We start from the raw sequence: 23,402 nt of genomic DNA, 5'->3' as shown, positions 1-23,402 counted from the left end.
AACACAATATTCTATTTTTGATATATGACTTATTAACCATGAAGAAAAAGAAATCTAATAGTTCAAAGATATCATATTTTCTGTAAATTCTCAAAATAGTTTTGAATTAATTGAATAAAATAAATGGACCCCGTGATAAAGGTAATTCTATCTTCTGATTGTTGTTCCATTATTTCTTGTTGAATAACGTTATACCAATCATTATTCATTTGTTTATTTTGGTGCTTGGATAAGCGATATAATGACTCAGAACTAGAAGCCCGAGGGTGATCAAAGCTAGTAAATGAAACTTTAATAAAGGTGTCATCAAAGTGTTCAACCATTGGCTGTAGTGGCTTATCCTTGAATGCAGCAAAGATTAGATGTTTCTTTTTATCTGGAAAATAACGATTTACAGTATTAATAAAAGACGTGATTCCTTCCTGATTATGTGCAGCATCAACATAGACAGATGGATTTTCTAGAATCCGCTCAAATCTGCCAGAAATCGTTGCTTTACGAATGGACTCTTTTGTTTTAACCAAGTCAAGTTGATTCGGAATTATCCGATTTAACTCTAAAAGGGACATATAGGCAACAGATGCATTAATTACCTGATGCTTGCCTTTCATCGAAATCACAATATCTGTCTCCTGTTCATCACTTACAAAAGTAAAAGCCTCTTCTAAGTCCCTGCTTATCCTTACATTTACACTACTAAAATCCACCCCATACTGCTTAATTGGGGCATCTAGTTTTTTTGCTTCTAAGTGGATAACTTCTGCAGATGCTTGATTTAATTCCCCAACAACTACAGGTACATGTTGCTTTATGATACCAGCCTTATGGTAAGCTATTTCCTCATACGTTTCCCCTAAAAATCGAACGTGATCTTTGCCAATGTTTGTTATAATAGACAACAATGGAATTAGACAATTAGAGAAGTCTTCTCTACCACCCATGCCTGCTTCGATTATGGCGAAATCTACTTTATCCTCAAAATGGAGTAGAGCAATCATAAACAATAATTCATATTCAGTTGGAGGATTATCTTCTTTATCTAATATATCTATAATAGGTTGTAATCGGTTCATTAATTGAATGAAAGAATGTTCGTCAATAGCTTGGTTATTGATCTGAATGTGCTCATTCATTTCTGCATGAGGAGATGTAAATGTAGCAATATTATACCCATTATCTAGGAGTGCTTGTTTTATGTACGTTAAGGTTGATCCTTTACCATTTGTACCTGCGATATGAATAACGTTGAGGTTTTGTTCTGGATTTCCAAAATACGCTAACATGATGTTCATCCTAGATAATCCTGGCTTAATCCCAAGTAAATTGCGTTGTTTTAAAAAATCTATCACTTCGTTTATAGTAGTTAACATAGTCGGTAATCCTACCTTAATTTTTATTAAATAACATTACTTGCTTGCAAAACAATGAGAATATTATATCAGTTAATCTATTTATTTAAAACTTTAAACTTATCCCGAAAGGAAAGATCTAAACATGTACGGTTGGGTTATATATAATGGGCATCTACAAGGAAGTAAATTCCTAGATTTTGCAGAATCAATCCATAAAGCTGGTAAACAAAATAATGTAACAATAGATATTGTGAAAAATAATCAGCTTCTATCCTTTCTATCAGAAAAGGGGAGTAATTTACTATTTCAAATTGATAAGCCACTCCCTGATTTCGTCATCTTTGGTGATAAAGATATTACACTAGCATGGCAACTAGAGTCGATGCAGATTCCAGTCTTTAATTCAGCTACAGCAATAGACATTTGTGATAACAAAATTACAACCTACCAAAAGTTAGCCGAAAATGGTCTACCAATTCCTAAAACGGTAGCAGCCCCAAAGATTTTCGCTAACGTCCAGGACATTGATCTTGAAACTTTTTATCCGATAGAAAAACAAATGGATTATCCAATGGTTGTGAAAGAGGCATATGGCTCATTTGGTGAACAGGTTTATCTTGTTCATAATAGAAAAGAACTTGATGAAATAATAACAGAAATAAAGGATAGACCTTTTGTTATACAGGAGTTTATTTCAAGTAGTTATGGCAAAGATATAAGACTTAATGTCGTTGGAAATAAAGTAGTTTCCTCCATGCTGAGAAGTGCTGCCAATGATTTCCGAGCGAATAGTCAAACAGAAGGTGTATCTGAGATGTACACTCCGACTGAAAAAGAGGTTGAACTGGCAATTCAAGCTACAAAAGCTATTGGTGTTGATTTTGCTGGAGTCGATTTATTATTTGGTCCTAATCAACAACCAATTATCTGTGAAGTTAATTCAAATGCACACATCAAAAAAACACTAGCTGCAACAGGGGTAGATGTCGCGGATCATATTGTTAAATATGTAATTAGCAAAATATAGTAAACTAGTTCCATGTGGTATCAAACTAATCGAATAGCCTTTATTGCAGTAAAAAAGCGTGAATATCCCTCCAAGGGAATTCACGCTTTTCCTCTTTATGCCAAAAGCAATGCTTATGATTGAAGTTCTTTAATTCTTGCTTCTACCTTAGCTTTCTTTTCAGCATAATCTTTTGCTTTTTGTTTTTCTTCTTCTACTACTTTTTCAGGTGCCTTACTTACAAAACCTTCGTTAGCTAGTTTCTTTTCAACTCTTTCTACTTCTTTGTTCCATTTATCCAACTCATTATTTAAACGAGCAATTTCTTTGTCCACGTCAATTAGACCTTCTAGTGGTAAGAAAATATCTGCACCCGTAATGACAGCTGACATTGCCTTTTCTGGGGCACTAACCTCTGTTGCTATCGTTAGTTCACTAGGATTACAGAATTTTTCTAAATATTGACGGTTCGTTTCTAGTTGTTTAACAATGAATTCGTCTTTTGCTTGGATAAGTAGTTGAACTTGTTTTGACATTGGTGTATCAACTTCTGCACGAATATTTCTTACAGCACGAATGATATCTACCAAACGTTTCATCTCTTCAGCCGCTTGTTCATCATGTAAGTCTTGACGAACCTTAGGCCAACTAGCTTGTGTGATTGATTCACCTTCGTGAGGAAGATGCTGCCAAATCTCTTCTGTAACGAAAGGCATGAATGGATGTAGCATGCGCATCGTTTGGTCTAATACATAAGCTAGTACAGATCTTGTTGTTTGTTTCGCTTTTTCATCTTCTCCGTACAATGGCAGCTTCGCCATTTCGATATACCAATCACAGAATTCATCCCAGATGAAGTTATATAAGTGTCTTCCAGCTTCCCCAAACTCATATTTATCAACATTTTTGTCAACTTGTACGATGGTTTGATTAAGTCGGGTTAATATCCACTTATCCGCAACTGATTTCTCACCTGACAAATCAATGTCTTCATATTGGATGTCTCCAAGGTTCATAATGACAAATCGAGAAGCATTCCAAATTTTATTTACAAAATTCCAAGTAGATTCTACTTTTTCCCATTGGAAACGTAGATCCTGCCCTGGAGTAGAACCAGTTGAAAGGAAATAACGTAGGGAATCAGCGCCGTATTTCTCAATTACTTCCATCGGATCAACACCATTCCCCAATGACTTACTCATCTTACGGCCTTCTGCATCACGTACTAAACCGTGTATGAGTACATCTTCAAATGGTCGAATATCATTAAATTCTAATGATTGAAAAATCATACGTGAAACCCAAAATCCAATAATGTCATAACCTGTTACTAGAACATTTGTTGGGAAGAAATGTTTAAATTCTTCGTTGTCCGTATCTGGCCAGTTAAGAGTAGAAAACGGCCATAATGCAGAGGAGAACCAAGTATCTAAAACATCACTATCTTGCTCCCAATTTTCTATGTCAGCTGGAGCTTCCTTCCCAACATAAACTTCACCTGTTTCTTTATGGTACCATGCTGGTATGCGGTGTCCCCACCATAGCTGACGTGAAATACACCAGTCTCGCGTATTTTCCATCCAACGTAGATAATTGTTTTCAAATCGCTCAGGAACAAAATGAACCTTTTCGTCATCAGATTGTCTTTGTAGCTTAACAGCCTCGTCTGCTAATGGCTGCATATTAACAAACCATTGGGTAGAAAGATAAGGTTCAACTACAGCTCCACTTCGTTCAGAGTGTCCAACAGAGTGCATATGTTCTTCAATCTTAAAGAGAATGCCCTCTTCTTGAAGGTCTTTTACTAATTGTTTTCTACATTCAAATCGGTCCATACCTTTGTATTTACCTGCTCGATCATTCATTGTACCGTCTTCATTCATAACGAGAATGCGTTCTAGGTTATGACGGTTACCAATTTCGAAGTCATTTGGGTCGTGTGCTGGTGTAATTTTAACAGCACCTGAACCAAATTCCATATCAACATACTCATCCGCAACAATTTCAATTTCACGGCCTATGATTGGTAGGATCACTGTTTTTCCTATTAAATGTTGATAGCGCTCATCTTCTGGATGTACGGCAACAGCTGTATCACCCAACATTGTTTCTGGACGAGTAGTAGCTATTTCGATTGATCCAGTACCGTCTTTTAATGGATATTTCATATGATAGAAATGTCCTTGAATCTCTTCATGAATTACTTCAATATCAGAAAGAGCTGTCTTTGTTGCGGGGTCCCAGTTAATAATATATTCACCACGATAAATAAGCCCTTTTTCATATAAAGTGACGAATACCTCTTTAACCGCCTCAGATAACCCTTCGTCTAGTGTAAACCTTTCTCTAGAATAATCTAATCCTAAACCAATTTTTTCCCATTGCTGTCTGATAAAATCAGCGTACTCATGTTTCCATTCCCAAGCCTTTTCTAAGAACTTTTCACGACCTAAATCGTATCTACTTTGCCCTTGTTCACGTAATTTAGCTTCTACTTTGGCTTGTGTTGCAATGCCTGCATGATCCATCCCTGGTAGGTACAAGACATCATACCCTTGCATTCGCTTAATTCGTGTAATAATATCTTGTAAGGTTGTATCCCAAGCATGACCAATGTGAAGCTTGCCCGTTACATTTGGTGGTGGAATAACAATCGTAAATGGCTTTTTATTTTTGTCGGCTTTTGCTTCAAAAAACTTACCGTCCACCCAATATTTATAGCGATCTTTCTCTACCGCAGTTGGATCATATTTAGGCGATAACGCTATTTCTTTATTTTCTTCCATCTCAACTTCCTCCTTAAACCTTCCATATACAAAATAAAAACCCTTATCATCCTTAAAAAAGGACGAAAAGGGTAAATTTCCGTGGTACCACCTTTGTTTACGAATGTCTATATCCTTTCATAACATCCGTACACTTCGTTTCGTTAACGGCTCTGCACCGTCTCCTTCTACTACTAATCCATTTCAAAGGAGCTGCATCTGAGGCGACATTCCCAAATAAACAATCCTAGGAAATCTTCCAGCTAAATGATTTCCCTCTCTATAGGCATTTACTCAGTACTCTTCCTCTTCATTGCATTTTTCACTATCTAATATAGTAGCTATTTTATCCAATTATACACAAATTAGTCAAGGTTTAAAGAGAAAGTTTACGTAAATAGGCGAAAAATGTAAAAGGAGATATTTTTATAATTATTTGCACCAACCTAGGTGACTATCGCATACAATACACCAAAAGAGTTATAAGGAGTGTTAAGATGGCACGTTTTTATCGTTACCGCTTACCACCTTGGGCAAGGTACTGCTTGTTAGTCTGTGAACGATGTACATTACCAATTATGATATTCCAAGCTCTACGGACCATTTTTATTCCCACAACATTTGATATATTTTTGCTTGCTATTTGCATTGGTATCTTTTTGGCCTTTTATCTAAAATGGATATAATCAACTCATTTAAATTTACTATTCTTCTTGATTAGCTTCTTCTTCCAGTTGTTTTTGTTTAATCTCATCACGAATTTGTTTTAAATGTTGTTGCATAGATAGACCATGGACCAATCTTCGGTAGGCTTGTTCTAAATACCTTATTTGAAATGGTTGGGATTTAGAGAACTGTTTATTATTATAAGCTTCAATTACTTGAAGATAAGAGGATGGAGTTAATAATAAAACGGCAAGCAAGCTTCTCTCGCTTAGCAATAATGGATTTTCTTTTTCATAGATAGAAAAAGAGCTCATTAAATGATTTAAATAACAGTCATGGTATTTTAATTCGTGATAATAATAGACAGCTAAGTCATACATCGGACTACCGATGTGTGACTTTTCCCAATTCACAAAGTACGTGTTACTGCTCTGATAGATGAGATGCGATGCACGTAAGTTACCATGGCAAAGTGAATGATTCATCACTCCATCTTCTTTTAAATCCTCTAAATAATAGTCATACCAATCATCTAGACTATTACATACCTGCTCGATGTCTCTGTATTGCATACAAACTCTTAATTCAAATGGAGACATATACCGCTTACTCTCATATAACTCGACGTTGGTTAAAATAGACTGACGGAAACGAGAGAGCTTTTCCTTTTCTTGTGTGATTTGTTGCTCAACTTGATCGACCTGAATATCAAGTTTCTTCTTTGTTTTGTGATGGATGGTACCTAAAGTTCTGTAAAAGGACTCTACTTCATGCTCTGGCTCGTCATTCCTTCTTGTTTCTTTCCATGGCGTAAGATAGTATATATCATTGTAATCCTGATGAAAAATATCACCTTTTTCAGTCATATAAACAGGCAATATAGACGTTAGTTGGTACTCATTTCCATATATATAGGCTTGTTTCCAGGAGTCTATCTGATTCCTGTTTAGTTTGGACTTCTTTAAAGCGAATGAATATTCTTGTGCTTGAATTCGATATAGATTGTTGGTTACTTTTGAAACCTCTGAAGGTTTAATTTGATAAGCATTCAAAATTGAACGAACATTTTTCATTTGCATCCACTCCAAAATATAAAGTGAAACATATAGTTTTTATGTATGCTTCCATTCTGCAATGATGAAACATAATCCCTTGTCACTAATTTGTGCCAAGGGATTATGAAATAAAAACAGATGATTCCACTACTCTAGTTCGTTGGAATATACAAAATTTGACCTTGTGATAGTTCATCACTAACCAACTTATTAATCTTGGAGATATTTAATGGAGAAATCTCATATTTATCAGCTAGCGATTCTAAGGTGTCTTCATCTTGTACAATACACATTTTTAATCTTGAATACGTTTCTTCTTCCTTATCCGCAAATATATTCAATAAGTATGATGTATCTTTCTCTACCCCTTCTTCTCGAGAGGACTCTTCTATATCTTCATCCGTAGCATTCCTTCCACTTGCAGAAAAGTGAACGATGCTAGATTCGGATTCACTAGATTCCATTACCGCTTCTACTTCAGGTTTGGCTTTTTTATCTTCTACATTTGCAAAGAATTCAGCAAGGGATTGTGTTTTCTTGTTCTTTTTCTCCTTAACTTTCTTCTCCACAACAGGTTCCGTTTCTGGCTCGGGTTCTGGATCGGGTTCGGGTTCCAATTCAGGTTCCGCATAAGGCTCAGGCTCTGGTTCTAATTCGGGTTCCGGTTCCAACTCAGGTTCTACGTACTCGTCAACTGGTGGTTCCATTTCTAGCTGCGGAGTATCAAGCTCATCTGTTTGCTCATTTCTAGATTCATTACTTTCTTCTTCTACAGGTTCCTTTACATCAAATTCGAAAGTCTCATCAACGGCAAGCTGTGGCGGTTCCTCGACAGTTTCTTCCTCTAGTCCAATTAAACCTTCATTAGCATCTTCTTGAACTGGATTATGCTCTGCACGTCTTTCCTCATTACTTACCCCATGAATGGCCACAGTAGCACGAAGCTTAAGCTGACTATTCTCAGGAATTTCATAATCGAAAGATTCAATTCCAACCATAACCTCGTCAAGGTCATCTACCCTATATTTCGGTACAGATACTTCAACCGGAAAGTTATGAAAGAATTCATTGACTCCGTCTTCATAGCTTTCTACGCGATCCATAAAACGTTGTGCAGGATGATCTCTTAACGATAATGGCTCATCCGGATTTTCTATTGGCTCTTTGACTTGGAAATACTCCCCTTTTAATTCAATAACTCCTCTAACTGATATATAATCATCAAATTCTTGAATAGAAATCTCTGGTTCTAGTGAGATTCCCATTATCTCATCCACTTCCTGTCCTCTTTTAAACGACAACGACTCATTTAAATTAAATGTAAAAACTGAATTATTTTCGTAAGACAACACAATTTCCTCCCCTCAAAATCAAAGCCTATTCGTACATTGCCCTCTCTTCAGATATATGAATAAGGAAAAGAATTATGCATGATAAAACATTGTAGTAAAAAAGTTTAGCAAATTAGCATGGGACTAAATATTTTAGATTTGGGAGGCTTTATGTAATTTCTTGGTAGATAACTGCCGGATTGGGGGATATAAACTATAAATAGGGGATATTTGAAAAATCCTTATAATAAATTTAGGGCCCCACCGAGTGGAGCCCCCTTATATTAACCTTTTAATTTCGAAAAAGCCGTGCGAGCTGCAGCAATTGTGTTTTCAATATCTTCATCCGTATGTGCAGTCGATAAAAAGAGACCTTCATATTGAGATGGCGGTAAAAACACACCTTCCTGTATCATCGTACGGTAGTAGCTAGCAAAATAGTCCAAATTAGAGCTACTTGCTGTTTCATAATTGTACACTTCATTGTCATTAAAGAAGAATCCAACCATAGAACCAGCACGATTTACTTGTAGGGCTACACCGTATTCTTGTGCTGCTTGTACATACCCTTCCACAAGACGATCCACTTTTTTATTTATCTGCTGAAAGGCATCTTCATCCATTGCCTTTAAAGTCTCTAATCCTGCGGTCATAGCCAGTGGATTACCTGACAATGTACCAGCCTGATAAATGTCACCAGTTGGTGCAACCTTTTCCATTATTTCGCGTTTTCCACCATACGCACCTACCGGTAAGCCTCCGCCAATAACTTTTCCAAGACAAGTTAAATCAGGGGTCACCTCAAAATGTCCTTGAGCGCATTGATAACCAACACGGAAGCCAGTCATTACTTCGTCAAATATTAATACTGTGCCGTTGTCCTCAGTAATCTTACGCAATTCTTGTAAAAAGTCACTTTTAGGAGGAACGACACCCATGTTCCCTGAAACAGGTTCGACAATGACAGCTGCCAAGTCATCTCCAAATTGTTCAAAAGCATAACGAACACTTTCTAGATCATTATATGGTACTGTTATCGTGTTTTTAGCAATAGATTCCGGTACACCCGGGCTATCAGGTAAACCTAGTGTAGCAACGCCAGAACCTGCTTTAATTAATAGAGAATCCCCATGTCCGTGGTAGTTTCCTTCGAATTTTAAAATTTTGTCGCGTCCAGTATAACCACGAGCAAGTCTGAGCGCACTCATTGTTGCTTCCGTACCAGAGTTAACCATCCGCACCATTTCAATGGATGGAACACGTTCTATTACTAATTTAGCAAGCTGATTTTCTAACAGTGTTGGTGCTCCAAAGCTCGTTCCATTTTCTGCAACAGCTTTTAATTTTTCTACAACTCGATCATCGGCATGTCCCAAAATAAGTGGACCCCAGCTTAGTACATAATCAATATACTCATTTCCATCAATATCGTAAATTTTGGAACCTTTTCCACGTTCCATAAAAACAGGATTCATACCAACTGATTTAAACGCTCTTACTGGTGAGTTAACCCCACCAGGCATTAAATCGACAGCCTCTTTGTATGCATCAATTGATTTATCAAAGTTTCTCATCTTTTCACCTCTACATGGTTTAGTTATTTAGCCACTTGGCTGCATCTTTAGCAGCGTACGTAATGATTAGGTCTGCTCCAGCACGTTTCATCGATGTTAATTTTTCTAGAACAATTGCCTTTTCATCAATCCATCCATTTAACGCAGCTGCTTTTACCATGGCGTATTCTCCACTTACATTATAAGCAACTACTGGGGCATTAAAGCGGTCTTTCACTTCACGCATAATATCTAGATAAGAAAGAGCTGGTTTAACGATAATAAAGTCTGCACCCTCATCCATATCTGATTGCACTTCTCTTAAAGCTTCCAGACGATTAGCTGGGTCCATCTGATAGGTTTTGCGATCACCGAATTGCGGTGCACTACCAGCAGCATCACGGAACGGTCCATAAAAGGCAGAAGCATATTTGGCTGCATAGGACATGATAGGTGTATTGACAAATCCTGCCTCATCTAATCCTTTACGAATAGCTGCAACGAATCCGTCCATCATGTTAGACGGCGCAATAATATCTGCACCCGCTTTAGCCTGCGATACAGCTGTTTGCACGATTAATTCCAGTGATTCATCATTATGTACATCTCCATCATGGATAATTCCACAATGGCCATGAGAGGTATATTCACACAAACATGTATCAGCAATTGTTACCATTTCTGGTACATCACGCTTAATTTGACGTAATGCTTGTTGAACAATCCCTGTTTCACAATAAGCCTGTGTCCCTACTTCGTCTTTTTCTTTAGGAATACCAAATAACAGCACAGATTTGATTCCTAAACCAATTAACTCGTTCATTTCTTCTGTTAGATGGTCTAATGAAACTTGAAACACACCAGGCATCGATGGAACTTCTCGTTTTTCATTTGCACCTTCTACCACAAAAATAGGATAAATAAAGTCATCCGTTGTTAATTGTGTTTCACGTACCAACGCCCTCATATTGTTAGAAGAACGTAATCTACGATGTCTATTAAAAGTAATATCTTGCATCAATCTCACCGAAACCTTTCTATTTAAAATAATGAATGAGCTCTTGAATCATACCATCGATCGAATAAACACTTGGCACTCGAATATTTGAAAAACCAACACGCTTAGCTTTTCTCTCCGTTGTTGCACCAATACATAAGCATAGATTATTTTTCATAACGAAGTCTTGTACCTCAGGATAATCTTTTGTTAGCTTTACAAAAGCATGAATAGTAGAAGGACTTGTAAATGTTAACGCATCAATTTCATGATTGCTTATGTACTCAACCAAAGTCTGTTGAGCTTTCTCATTTAATAGAGTATCATACAATTTCAATTTTCGAAAAGCAACTTGGTGCTTCTTCAATAGATTTGGAATTTCTTTTCTTGATTTCATTCCACAAGCAAGTAAGATTCGTTCTTTATTGGAATATTTATCGAGAAATTCACTTGCCATTTCTTCCCCATTAAATACACTTGGACAAAAATCAGCTTCTAATCCGAAATCATGTAGCTGTTGCGCTGTTTTTTTTCCCACAACAGCAATATGAATCGACTGAAGGGCTGAGCGATCCACTTTATATAATTCCATTAGTTCGAAAAAGAACTTCACGCCATTGGCACTTGTAAAAAATACCCATGTAAACTCGTGAAGTTCCTGTAACAATGCCTGATTTTCTTCTGAGTAATTGGCCTCAAAGGTAAGAAGTGGAGCTATTAATGGAATAGCACCCACTTCTTCTAGTTTCTCCGCAAAAACTTTTGCTTGACTCTTTTCACGTGTAACTAGAATTTTTTTACCAGCAAGAGTATTCTCCATTACTTGTCGAGCTCCTCTTTTGCATCTTCTACTATTTTATCTGCACCTTGCGCTTTCATACGCTCAGCAGCTTCTTGACCAACTTTAAGAGGATCGTTTCCACGAACTACTTCCTTCAATACTGTTTTCCCATCAGGTGTAGCAACTAATGCTGTCAAGATAACATCTTGACCATCTAAATAAGCATAACCACCTATCGGAATTTGACAGCCACCGTTTAATAGGTGCAAGAAAGTTCTTTCTGCTGTAACGGTACGCTCAGTGTCTGCATCGTTGATCCTGTTCAACCATTCTCTTAATTCATGATCATCATCTCGACACTCAATTGCCAATGCACCTTGACCAACAGCTGGAACGCAGATTTCTGGTTCCAGGTATTCCGTTACAACTTCATTTCCCCATCCCATACGAATCAGTCCAGCTGCAGCTAGGATAATCGCATCAAAATTTTCCTCTTTTAATTTTTTTAATCGTGTATCAATATTCCCACGTATCCATTTGATTTCTAAGTCTGGACGTTCCACTAAAATTTGCGAACCTCTTCGCAGACTACTAGTTCCCACTATTGAACCAGCAGGTAGATCTTTTAATCGTACATTTCCATTTGAAATAAATGCATCGCGATGATCTTCTCTAACAGGGATTGTTCCAATCGTTAAGCCTGTTGGGATTTCGGCTGGCATATCCTTCATACTATGAACGGCCATATCAATTTCATGGTCGTACATTGCCTGTTCAATTTCCTTAACGAATAAGCCTTTTCCACCAACTTTAGAAAGTGTAACATCAAGGATTTGATCTCCTTTCGTTACAATTTTCTTTACCTCGAACTCAAATGGAGCCCCAGCCTGTTTCAATTGATCTATCACCCAATTTGTTTGGGTTAGAGCTAGATTACTTTTTCTAGATCCAATTACAACTTTTCTCATACAGAAATCCTCCTACTACTTCCTTTATAAATGGAAATTTGATAGTGTACTAAACAAAAAGAAATTGGTTAACAAAAACAAAAATGCACCAGAATTAATAATAGATATAGACTTACCACGATACCCTTTTCCTATTCTCATATATAAATAGGCAGTGTACACGAATAAGACTATGATAGATCCAATCGTCTTAATATCATACCAATAGAATTCTGCACCTGATGAGTATGCCCATACGATTCCAAGGATCATAGAAATTAAGAGCATTGGCACTCCAAACGTTATCGTTCGAAAAGAAAGACGATCCATCCCTTCCAAATCTCCTAATCGTTTTATCCACTTATAACCTTTTTTTACTTTTAATAGTCTATATTGTAATAAAAACATAATAGAAAATACGAAAGATAGCGTAAAGAAACCATAGGACACAAGCGCAAGTGTAATATGAGCAATTAATAACTCATTTACTAACTCAACACCTTTGTTACTTCCGTTCATTCCGACCTTTGTTACAATGTGCATCAACATGATAAAAAAACCTAATACATTTGTGAAAAACACAAGAAAATCTACCTTAAAAAACCGATTAATGAGCAAAGAAAATGTTACTAGGATCCATGCATAAAAGAATAATCCGTCATAGAAACTAAAAACTGGAAATTCTAGTCTGGAAATTACTTGATATAATAAAAAAATGGTTTGTAAAATCCAAACCATAGTAAGTGACCAGAAGGCTAATCTATTAGCCTTCTGGTTTCTTTGAATAAAATCGATAAAATATCCCATAACACTAATGCCGTATATAATTAGAATAATTTCATGTAGACCTTTTAATTCCAGCATGTATTAAAAATCCTTCCTCTAACGCGTGGATACATTTTTTAAGGATGAGAAAGAAATTTTACCGTTCTTCTCGAAAGAAATTACTTTATTCGATTCCTGTTTGCTTACTTCCTCACGCACCATATCCTCGATCCCAAAAATCTTCATAAACATATCTAATGACTCGTCTGCATTAGGTTGAGCGGCTAATTCTTTAGCTTGTAAGATTGGCTGCTTTAACAATTGATTAATAATACTTTTGGTATGCTTACTTAACACCTTGCGTTCACGATCAGTTAGGTTTGGCATTTTGCGTTCAATGCTTTGCATAGTCTCTGCCTGGATTGACAAAGCATGATCACGCAATGCAGAAATAACTGGTACAACACCTAGTGTTTGCAGCCATTCTTTAAAGTTAACAATTTCTTGTTCTATCATTAATTCAATCTCTTCTGAAGCTGCTTTACGCGCTGCAAGGTTAGCATCAACAATACCTTGTAGATCATCGATGTCATAAAGAAAGACACTTTCCATATCTGCTAAATTAGGATTAAGGTCTCTTGGAACTGCAATATCAACAAGAAATAAAGGTCTCCCCCTACGTTTCTTGTGCACTGGTTCTAGTGTTTCTTTAGTAAGCACATAATTATCAGATCCTGTAGAGCTTATTAATATATCTGCATCGAGTAGGGTATTAGATAACTCTTCTTGATGCTTGGCTTCTCCATTAAATTGCTTAGCAAGTAATTCTGCTTTAGCTAAGGTGCGGTTAATAACAGTAATTTTACTAACACCAGATCCTTGTAGGTTCTTTGCAGCTAGCTCTCCCATTTTTCCAGCACCTAAGATCACGACATGCTTGCCGCTTAATTCACCAAAAATCTTTTTAGCTAATTCAACAGCTGCATAGCTCACGGAAACAGCACTATCACCAATTTCCGTTTCATTATGGGCGCGCTTCGCAAGTGTAACGGCTTGTTTAAATAATTCATTATATATAGTGCCAGTTGTGCAAGATTGTTGTGCTACCATGAAGGATTGCTTCATCTGTCCTAGAATTTGTGTTTCCCCAACCACCATTGAATCTAGTCCACTAGTCACTTTAAATAAATGTTCGATGGCACCATCATTTTCATAAATAGCAAGATGTGGAGTAAAGCTATTTTTGTCTACTTCAAACCAGTCCGCTAGAAATTGCTTGATGTAATACCTTCCTGTATGAAGTTGATCCACAACCGCATATATCTCTGTACGATTGCATGTTGAGATAATCACATTTTCAAGAATACTTTTGCGTTTATTCAATGCAATCATTGCTTCTTGAAGCTTATCTTCTTGGAAAGTAAGCTTCTCTCTAACTTCAACAGGGGCGGTTCTATAATTTATACCCACCACTAATATATGCACTTTTATCTACCCCCAAAAAACATGTAGCCTTACTTCCATACCTGTCCTATTATAACATGAAGCAACCCTAATTTCTTGATGAAATATGAACAGACTATGAAACAATTGTGTTAAGATAATCAATATGATTACGTTCTTTTATTAATATAGTTCTATACCGAATCATTAAAAATTAAGCAATAATTGCTAATTTCATTATATTAAACAATATGTACTTTATCATATTTAATGTATATAATCAAGAAATGAATACTAATTAATAATAATTATAATCTGGAGGATTAAAAATGAAAAAACAACAAGCCCTTCCTGCTTTCTTACTAATTGGTATAGGAATTTATTTCTTACTAAAGCAGCTAAGGCTACCTATTTTAACAGATTTCTATTCATGGCCAACACTTCTTCTTTTAATCGGTGCGGCCTTTACCTTGTATAGTTATATTTCCAATGATTATAAAAATTTATTCCCCGGTATTGTGTTACTTGGGTTAGGAATACATTCTCACGGACTTAACCATTATCCTTTTTGGATAGACCATTGGGGCGTTTATCCACTTATCCTTTCGATTGCATTTCTAGTAAAATTTCAAAAAACAAAAAAAGGATTGTTACCTGGCTTAATACTTTTTCTAATAGCATTATTTGCCATCTTCGCCTCAAATAAACCAGGTTGGTTCAATGGGATAAATGAGTTAGTAAATGTACTAGAAAATTATTGGCCTCTCATTCTAATCGGATTAGGTATATATCTACTGTATAAGAAAAAGTGATCCAAAAAATAAATAAAAAAGACTAATAAAACAATTCTAACGTTAGAACAAGAAAAGAGGAGCATCTTGTAAATGCTCCTCTTTTCTAATTTGGCTTACGAAATGTACTGTTGAACAATTCTCCATGCATCATCTTTTCCTTCTGCTGTTTCAGATGAGAAAGGAATAATAATATCATTAGGATCTAAATTTAACGTTTGAATTGTTCGTTTAATGTGGCTTGCGCGCTTACTTTTTGATATTTTATCTAATTTAGTTGCGATGACCACCACAGGTAATTCATGATGCTTTAGAAATTCATACATCGCAATGTCATCTCTTGTTGGCTCATGACGAATATCCACAACAAGGACAGCAAGTCTTAAGTTTTCACGCTCAACAAAATACTCCTCGATCATTTTTCCCCATGCTTCTCTTTCTTTCTTAGAAACTTTAGCGTAACCGTAACCAGGCACATCTACAAAATGAAAAGCATTATTAATTTTATAGAAGTTTAATGTTTGTGTCTTTCCTGGCTTAGAAGAAGTTCGTGCTAAACTTTTTCGATTGATCATTTTGTTAATAAACGAAGATTTCCCCACATTAGATCGACCGGCAAGGGCAATCTCTGGTAATAATTCTCCAGGATACTGTTTCTTAGAAACAGCACTAATTACTATCTCAGCATCAGTTACTTTCATGTTTCTCCCCCAATAAGGCATGTTCCAAAACTGTATCTAAATGTTTCACCGGTATAAAGGTTAAATCATTTCGAACACTCTCTGGTATATCCTCTAAATCCTTTTCATTATCGTACGGCATGATAATTGTTGTAATACCTGCACGGTGGGCGCTTAACGATTTTTCCTTAAGACCTCCGATAGGCAAAACTCTACCTCTTAACGTAATTTCACCTGTCATACCTACTTCTTTTTTTACTGGCCTGCCAGTTAAAGCAGATACTAAGGCTGTTGCAATCGTAATACCTGCTGAAGGACCATCTTTCGGTGTTGCTCCCTCAGGCACATGGATATGAATATCATTTTTTTCATGAAAATTTGGATCAATATTAAGCTCATCCGCACGCGAACGAATATAACTAAACGCTGCTTGTGCTGATTCCTGCATAACATCTCCAAGCTTACCTGTAAGTGTCAATTTACCTTTACCAGGCGCTAAACTAACTTCAATCGATAACGTATCGCCACCAGCCGCTGTATAAGCTAGTCCTGTAACAGCACCAACTTGATTTTCCTCTTCCATCATACCATAACGGAAGCGGGGTTTTCCTAGCATTGTTTCCAATTGCTTCTCTGTGATAACAACTCGCTTCTTTCCTTCCGATACAATGATCTTTGCGGCCTTTCTGCATACCGATGCTAACTCTCTTTCTAATCCTCTAACACCAGCTTCTCTAGTATAAGTTCGAATGAGTTTAATTAAAGCTTCGTCTCTAAATTGAACTTGACCTTTATTTAAACCATTTTGCTTTATTTGTTTAGGTAGTAAATGATCTTTACAAATGTGAAGCTTTTCTAATTCTGTATAACCAGCAATCGAAATAACTTCCATTCGATCTAATAGCGGTCCAGGGATAGAGCCTAGATTATTGGCTGTTGCGATAAACATAACTTGAGACAAGTCATACGTCTCCTCAATAAAATGATCACTGAATGTACTGTTTTGTTCAGGGTCTAAGACTTCTAGCATCGCAGAAGAAGGATCCCCTCTAAAGTCACTCGCCATTTTATCAATTTCATCTAGCAAAAAGACCGGATTAATCGTATCTGCTTTTTTCATTCCCTGGATGATTCGTCCAGGCATCGCACCGACATAGGTTCTTCTATGTCCACGAATTTCAGCTTCATCACGGACCCCACCTAATGAAATACGCACAAAGTTGCGGTTAATTGCCCGTGCTATGGATCTAGCTAACGATGTTTTCCCAACACCTGGAGGACCAACTAAACAAAGGATAGGTCCTTTAAGTGATTTCGTAAGGTGCTGGACAGCAAGATACTCAAGGACACGCTCCTTTACCTTTTCTAGACCATAATGATCCTCATCAAGTGTTTCTTCAGCGTGGTTAATATCTAAGTTATCTTCTGTTTCCTTTGTCCAAGGCAATGCAATTAACCATTCTAGATAATTTCTGATTACGGAGCTTTCAGCAGAGCTCTGTGGGACTTTTTCAAAACGGTCTAGTTCTTTTAGTGCGACATCTCGGATGCGCTCAGGCATGTCCGATTTTTCAATTTTATCTTTTACTTTAGCGACTTCACCAGTTTTACCGTCTTTATCACCCAGCTCTTTTTGAATAGCCTTCATTTGTTCTCTTAAGTAATATTCTTTTTGGGTTTTTTCCATCGATTTTTTGACGCGCTGGCCAATTTTCTTTTCTAGATTAAGAACTTCTCTTTCGTTTGTGATGATATCAATTAAACGCTTCAAACGTTTTTTAACATCATCCACTTCTAAAAGCTCTTGTTTATCCTTAATCTTCAAACTTAAATGAGATGCCACAATATCAGCTAATCTACCTGGTTCATCAATATCCGCAACAGTTGCCAAAGTTTCCTGGCTAATCTTTTTGGATATTTTTATGTATTGTTCAAATTGATCCAATAAAGATCGCATTAAAGCAGCCTCTTCATTTTTATTACTATGAACATCTTTAAATTCTGTTACTTCAACTAAGAATTGATCCTCATCTTCTATAAATCGAACGATTTCCCCACGATGAATCCCTTCTACTAAAACACGAATCGTACCGTTTGGTAATTTGAGCATTTGCTTTACCTTGGCAAGTGTTCCAATTCGATAAATATCTTTTTCATCGGGTTCGTCTAAGGCACTTTCTTTTTGAGCAGCTAGAAAGATATTATGGTCATCCATCATTGCTCTCTCTAACGCATTTACAGATTTATCTCTTCCAACATCTAAATGGAGAACCATTGTAGGAAATACAAGTAATCCCCTTAATGGAAGAAGTGGAATTGTAATTTTATTTGATTCAGTCATTTCGCACCTCCATAGTTACACGAACTATAATACTACAAAAGATAGTTCCTTATACACTTTGAAGCTATCCATTGATTAAAGTTTAAAGAAAAGTTAATCCTTTGTAAAACTATAAGCGTAATTCTAAATTAGATAGATTGTCTTGAGGGGGGTGATTGATCACGATTCATCCCTTTATTTAGTGAGAAATTATTTTCTTCTCCTTCTAACACTAGCGGAAGAGCTTCACTAAATTTCTCAACAGGTATGATTTCTATCCCTGTTATTTTATCACATATTGCTTGGTAATTTTCTTTTGGAATGATCACCCTTTTGGCACCTGCTTGTTTAGCAGCTCTTATTTTGGTCAAAACACCACCAATAGGCTTTATTTCACCATGTATGCTAATTTCACCTGTCATGGCCACATCATGGCAAACAGGAAGCTTTTGAATACTGGAATAAATCCCTACCGCCATTGCTAAACCAGCAGATGGCCCATCAACTGGAATTCCTCCTGGAAAATTGACGTGGATATCATATTCATGTGCTGGAAGTCCAATTGAGCGAAGTAATGTCGTTACATTCTCTATCGATCCTCGAGCCATGCTTTTCCTTCTGATGGACTTAGATTGATTGCCAATTGTTTCGTCTTCGGCAATCCCCGTTATTGTAATATTCCCTTTATCCAGTGTCGGTAAAACCATAAACTCTATTTCCAGTAAATGACCAGTACTCGGGCCCTGTACTGCTAATCCATTTACTTTACCTATTCTACTTTTAGAGAAAATGAACGGTTTAATCCTCGGAGAAAGCCGGCTAGATTCCACAACCCATTCCATGTCCGATTGTGATATCTCTGCCCGATGGTCTTTCTTTGCAATACTTGCTGCAATTTGGATCATATTTACAGATTCTCGACCATTACGAGCATACATCGATAATACTTGAAGTGCTTCGGGAGCAATCTTACAATTAACCTTTTCACTAGCTCTTGATGCAACAGATGTAATTTCTTCTGGTTCCAGTTCTCTAAAATAAATTTCTAAGCACCTAGACCGAATCGCAGGGGGGATTTCCTCTGGCATTCTAGTTGTAGCTCCAATTAGTCTGAAATCAGCAGGTAACCCATTCGTAAATATTTGATGTATGTGTGTAGGAATATTTTTATTACTCTCACTGTAATAGGCGCTCTCATAGTGAACTTTCCTGTCTTCTAAAACTTTTAACAACTTATTCATTTGAATAGGATGTAATTCCCCTATTTCATCAATAAATAACACCCCACCGTGAGCATTAGATACGGCCCCTCGTTTGGGCTGAGGTATACCTGCTTGTCCCATAGCACCGGCTCCTTGATAAATAGGATCATGGACGGAGCCAATTAGTGGATCAGCTACTCCACGTTCATCAAAACGGGCAGTGGTTGCATCTAATTCAACAAAGGGTGCAACAGTTTTAAATGGGGAGTTTGCATTACGCTTCGCTTCCTCTAGTACGAGTCTTGCAGCTGCAGTTTTCCCAATCCCAGGCGGTCCATATATAATAACGTGTTGTGGATTACTACTACAAATAGCTGCTTTTAAAGCTTCTATTCCATCCTCTTGCCCTATTATCTCATTCAATTGTTTTGGTCGGATTCGCTCTGATAAAGGTTCTGATAGTTTCACTTTCTTCATATTACGTAATTTTTCTAACTCTTTTTCTGACTCTTTTTCTATAGTGTTTTTACTTGTTCGCTGGCTTTTTAACAAGTTCCAAAAGTATAGTCCAATAACTATACCGAAGAAAAGCTGGATAATGACAACAATGCTAACAAGATCCATGATGTACCTCCATTAAACGTGATATTTGTTAGTATTTCCTTGTTTAACCAGACTAAACGTTGAAACTTGCTATAGAAATTAAAAAATAACTTAACCACCTAACCAAATGGCTATACTAGAAAAAACCCCTTGCTCTCTATGTAGCAAGGGGTTTCGTCATTGTATTTCTTTATGCACTTTCTTTAGGTGTTTCTTTATTTCCATCTTTAACTGTTCCATCACTTAATACAAGCTTCGGACGGCCATTTTCAAGCGTAACGGTTTCCTCTGTAATAATACATTTATCAATATCATCACGAGAAGGAAGTTCGAACATAACATCAAGCATAATTCCCTCGATAATAGAACGAAGTCCACGTGCACCAGTTTTTCTTTCAATAGCTTTTTTAGCAATTTCACGAAGTGCATCTTCTTCAAACTCTAATTCAACATTATCGATTTGGAATAACTTTTGATATTGTTTAACTAGCGCGTTCTTTGGTTTTGTAAGTATTTCGATTAGAGCTTTTTCATCTAATGGCTCTAGACTACCAATTACTGGTAATCGTCCAATGAACTCAGGAATTAAGCCGAAACGTAACAAGTCTTCAGGTAGAACCTTTTGTAATAGTTCTCCTTTATCCATATCTTGGTTTGCTTCATCTGCTCCGAAGCCAATAACCTTCTTACCAAGACGGCGTTTAACAATTTGCTCAATGCCATCAAATGCTCCACCACAGATGAACAACACATTTGTAGTATCGATTTGAATGAATTCTTGATGTGGGTGCTTACGTCCACCTTGAGGAGGAACACTTGCTACTGTTCCCTCTAAGATCTTAAGCAAAGCTTGTTGTACACCTTCACCAGACACATCTCGTGTTATCGATGGGTTCTCTGATTTACGAGCGACTTTATCAATTTCATCGATATAAATGATACCTTTTTCTGCCTTTTCCACATCATAATCTGCTGATTGAATTAATTTAAGAAGGATATTTTCTACATCCTCCCCAACGTAACCGGCTTCTGTTAAAGAAGTGGCATCTGCAATAGCGAAAGGAACGTTTAATATTCTAGCTAGTGTTTGAGCAAGTAAGGTTTTACCACTACCTGTCGGCCCAATCATTGCAATATTACTTTTTGACAATTCTACGTCGTCCGATCCCTTTGTAGAGTTGATACGCTTATAGTGATTGTACACTGCAACAGATAAGTTCTTTTTAGCTTTTTCCTGACCGATAACGTAATCGTTTAAGATTTCACAAATTTCTTTTGGTTTAGGAATATCTTTAAACTCAACTTCTTCTTCATTTCCAAGCTCTTCCTCAACTATTTCTGTACAAAGTTCAATACACTCATCACATATATAAACTCCTGGACCAGCAACTAACTTTCGTACTTGGTCTTGGCTTTTACCACAAAACGAACACTTTAATTGTCCTTTTTCTTCGTTAAATTTATACATCCATTTCACCCCTCAAGTTAAAAGTTCTATATGATAGGAAGAAATCATACAACAATGATTTGTTTCTTTAGCTCATAATATCAGATTAGGTACTGATTAAAAAGTAATATACCTTACACTTATGTAAATCCGCTCCTAAACAGTATGAACAAGTATTGTATCTCGTAAACGCGGATTTACTTCTTTTCATCACTTACCGTAATAAGATTTCTTTTAATATATGTATGTTACAAAAAATTAATCAAACATTAATACTAGTATATGTAAGTAAATCATCAAGTAATGCAAAGATTCTCAAATTGTAAAAAATACTTTCAATATTAGAGAAAACAAGGCACGAATATTTCGCGCCTTGTCATTATTCTATTATTATTTCGTTTTACTATGTTCAACTAGGAAATCAATAGCTTTTTTGAATTTAAGGTCTTCCTTAATTGCATCCGTGTTTCCACCAAGCATTTGAGTTAACTGTTCTGTATCTACTTGATACATAGACGCCATTGTTTCTAACTCTTTATTGATATCTTCTTCAGTAGCTTCCACATTTTCTGTGTTAGCAATTGCTTCTAAAGTTAGATTTGTTTTAACGCGCTTACCTGCATCCTCTTTCATTTGCTCTTTTAATGCATCAGCATCTTGACCAGAGAATTGGTAGTACATATCTAACGTCATACCTTGCATTTGTAATCTTTGTTCAAATTCGTTAAGCATACGATCAAGTTCAGTAGATACCATTGCTTCCGGAACCTCTACTTCAGCATTATCAGAAGCTTGTTCAACTAGTGATTCACGTTTTTTGTTGTCAGCATCAGTAGCTTTTTGATTTTCTAAACGCTCTCTGATTTTTTTCTTTAATTCATCAAGTGTTTCCACTTCTTCATCGACATCTTTTGCGAATTCATCATCAAGTTCTGGCAATTCTTTCGCTTTGATTTCATGAATTTTCACTTTAAAAGTAGCAGCTTTACCAGCTAGTTCTTCGGCATGATACTCTTCTGGGAATGTTACTTCTACTTCTGCATCAACACCAGCTTCTTTACCAACAAGTTGCTCTTCAAATCCAGGAATGAAAGATCCAGATCCAATTTCTAGTGAATGGTTTTCAGCTTTTCCACCTTCGAAAGCTTCACCATCTACAAATCCTTCAAAATCCATTACTACTGTGTCACCATTCTCAACCGTACCTTCTTCTTTCACTACTAGTTCAGCATGATGTTCTTGTTGATGCTTTAATTCGTGCTCTACATCTTCATCTGATACTTCTGTGTTTTCTTCTTCAACTTCAAGGCCTTTGTATTCACCAAGCTTCACTTCAGGCTTCACTGTTACTTTTGCAGTAAAAATTAAGTTTTTGCCTTTTTCAATTTGCGTGATGTCTACTTCTGGTTGATCAACTGGTTCGATACCAGTTTCGTCAATAGCACCAGAATATGCTTCTGGTAGAATAATATCTACTGCATCTTGGTAAAGTGACTCAACACCAAAGCGTTGTTCAAATAGACCACGTGGCATTTTACCTTTACGGAATCCAGGAACTTGTACTTGCTTTACTACTTTTTTGAAGGCTTGGTCTAATGCCTTATCAAATTTCTCTGATTCTACTTCGACAGTTAAAAGGCCTTCATTGCCTTCTTGTTTTTCCCATTTTGCTGTCATAATTGTTTCCCTCCACAATCT

General features: G+C 36.6%; 18 protein-coding genes and 1 other annotated feature. Of the genes, 3 read left to right on the top strand and 15 right to left on the bottom strand.

The genetic code is table 11. The annotated features are described in order from the left end of the window. Positions 1–71: 71 nt before the first annotated feature. Positions 72–1,370 (bottom strand): bifunctional folylpolyglutamate synthase/dihydrofolate synthase, encoded by a 1,299-nt coding sequence (locus tag H7K77_RS03090; RefSeq protein WP_186576252.1) that lies wholly within the window; start codon positions 1,368–1,370, stop codon positions 72–74. 124 nt (positions 1,371–1,494) lie between these two features. Between H7K77_RS03090 and H7K77_RS03085 the strand changes: the two genes are divergently transcribed. Beyond that, on the top strand, positions 1,495–2,379 hold the full coding sequence (locus H7K77_RS03085) for an ATP-grasp domain-containing protein (protein WP_186576251.1): 885 nt from the start codon (positions 1,495–1,497) through the stop codon (positions 2,377–2,379). Positions 2,380–2,492: 113 nt separating this feature from the next. Here the strand turns inward: H7K77_RS03085 and H7K77_RS03080 are convergent, their stop codons facing one another. Further along, positions 2,493–5,144, bottom strand: coding sequence for a valine--tRNA ligase (locus tag H7K77_RS03080; protein WP_186576250.1), 2,652 nt, complete (start codon positions 5,142–5,144; stop codon positions 2,493–2,495). Between the two features lie 55 nt (positions 5,145–5,199). Next, positions 5,200–5,446, bottom strand: a binding site (T-box leader). 174 nt (positions 5,447–5,620) lie between these two features. On the opposite strand from H7K77_RS03080, the gene H7K77_RS03075 reads away from it, so the two are divergent. Further along, on the top strand, positions 5,621–5,809 hold the full coding sequence (locus H7K77_RS03075; RefSeq protein ID WP_186576249.1) for a hypothetical protein: 189 nt from the start codon (positions 5,621–5,623) through the stop codon (positions 5,807–5,809). An 18-nt stretch (positions 5,810–5,827) separates the two neighbouring features. Here the strand turns inward: H7K77_RS03075 and H7K77_RS03070 are convergent, their stop codons facing one another. From H7K77_RS03070 to hemA, 8 genes are all read right to left on the bottom strand, one after another. Further along, the gene (locus tag H7K77_RS03070) at positions 5,828–6,862 is read right to left on the bottom strand and encodes a protein kinase family protein (RefSeq protein ID WP_186576248.1); all 1,035 of its coding nucleotides are present in this window, start codon (positions 6,860–6,862) and stop codon (positions 5,828–5,830) included. Positions 6,863–6,996: 134 nt separating this feature from the next. Beyond that, positions 6,997–8,193 (bottom strand): stage VI sporulation protein D, encoded by a 1,197-nt coding sequence (gene spoVID, locus H7K77_RS03065; protein WP_186576247.1) that lies wholly within the window; start codon positions 8,191–8,193, stop codon positions 6,997–6,999. A gap of 266 nt (positions 8,194–8,459) precedes the next feature. Beyond that, positions 8,460–9,749: a glutamate-1-semialdehyde 2,1-aminomutase gene (gene hemL, locus H7K77_RS03060; RefSeq protein ID WP_186576246.1), complete on the bottom strand. Its 1,290-nt coding sequence runs from the start codon at positions 9,747–9,749 to the stop codon at positions 8,460–8,462. A gap of 19 nt (positions 9,750–9,768) precedes the next feature. After that, positions 9,769–10,746: a porphobilinogen synthase gene (hemB, locus tag H7K77_RS03055; RefSeq protein ID WP_186576245.1), complete on the bottom strand. Its 978-nt coding sequence runs from the start codon at positions 10,744–10,746 to the stop codon at positions 9,769–9,771. A gap of 19 nt (positions 10,747–10,765) precedes the next feature. Continuing rightward, entirely contained in the window at positions 10,766–11,545 is a 780-nt protein-coding gene (locus H7K77_RS03050) for a uroporphyrinogen-III synthase (protein WP_186576244.1), read from the bottom strand. Continuing rightward, a complete protein-coding gene (gene hemC, locus H7K77_RS03045) occupies positions 11,545–12,474 on the bottom strand; it encodes a hydroxymethylbilane synthase (RefSeq protein ID WP_186576243.1) in 930 nt (309 codons plus the stop codon). Before hemC ends, H7K77_RS03050 begins: the two co-directional genes overlap by 1 nt. A 24-nt stretch (positions 12,475–12,498) precedes the next feature. After that, a complete protein-coding gene (locus H7K77_RS03040) occupies positions 12,499–13,317 on the bottom strand; it encodes a cytochrome C assembly family protein (RefSeq protein WP_186576242.1) in 819 nt (272 codons plus the stop codon). 18 nt (positions 13,318–13,335) lie between these two features. Further along, complete coding sequence (gene hemA / locus H7K77_RS03035) at positions 13,336–14,703, bottom strand: glutamyl-tRNA reductase (RefSeq protein WP_186576241.1); 1,368 nt, start codon at positions 14,701–14,703, stop codon at positions 13,336–13,338. Between the two features lie 287 nt (positions 14,704–14,990). Here hemA and H7K77_RS03030 point away from each other — a divergent pair, with 287 nt between their 5' ends. Next, the gene (locus H7K77_RS03030) at positions 14,991–15,473 is read left to right on the top strand and encodes a LiaI-LiaF-like domain-containing protein (protein WP_186576240.1); all 483 of its coding nucleotides are present in this window, start codon (positions 14,991–14,993) and stop codon (positions 15,471–15,473) included. Positions 15,474–15,568: 95 nt separating this feature from the next. Here the strand turns inward: H7K77_RS03030 and yihA are convergent, their stop codons facing one another. From yihA to tig, 5 genes are all read right to left on the bottom strand, one after another. Then, positions 15,569–16,153: a ribosome biogenesis GTP-binding protein YihA/YsxC gene (gene yihA, locus H7K77_RS03025; protein ID WP_186576239.1), complete on the bottom strand. Its 585-nt coding sequence runs from the start codon at positions 16,151–16,153 to the stop codon at positions 15,569–15,571. Further along, positions 16,140–18,473, bottom strand: coding sequence for an endopeptidase La (gene lon, locus H7K77_RS03020; protein WP_186576238.1), 2,334 nt, complete (start codon positions 18,471–18,473; stop codon positions 16,140–16,142). Before lon ends, yihA begins: the two co-directional genes overlap by 14 nt. Before the next feature lie 128 nt (positions 18,474–18,601). After that, positions 18,602–20,278 carry an ATP-dependent protease LonB gene (gene lonB / locus H7K77_RS03015; RefSeq protein WP_186576237.1) on the bottom strand — a complete coding sequence of 559 codons (1,677 nt, stop codon included), beginning with the start codon at positions 20,276–20,278 and terminating at the stop codon, positions 18,602–18,604. 169 nt (positions 20,279–20,447) lie between these two features. Beyond that, positions 20,448–21,725 carry an ATP-dependent protease ATP-binding subunit ClpX gene (gene clpX / locus H7K77_RS03010; RefSeq protein WP_186576236.1) on the bottom strand — a complete coding sequence of 426 codons (1,278 nt, stop codon included), beginning with the start codon at positions 21,723–21,725 and terminating at the stop codon, positions 20,448–20,450. Positions 21,726–22,094: 369 nt separating this feature from the next. Continuing rightward, on the bottom strand, positions 22,095–23,381 hold the full coding sequence (gene tig, locus H7K77_RS03005) for a trigger factor (protein ID WP_186576235.1): 1,287 nt from the start codon (positions 23,379–23,381) through the stop codon (positions 22,095–22,097). Positions 23,382–23,402: the final 21 nt, after the last annotated feature.

The organism is Aquibacillus kalidii, from assembly GCF_014280935.1.
Taxonomy (GTDB): domain Bacteria; phylum Bacillota; class Bacilli; order Bacillales; family Amphibacillaceae; genus Aquibacillus_D; species Aquibacillus_D kalidii.
The sequence above is the reverse complement of the archived record's forward strand: the minus strand, read 5'-3'. Positions and strand labels throughout refer to the sequence as shown.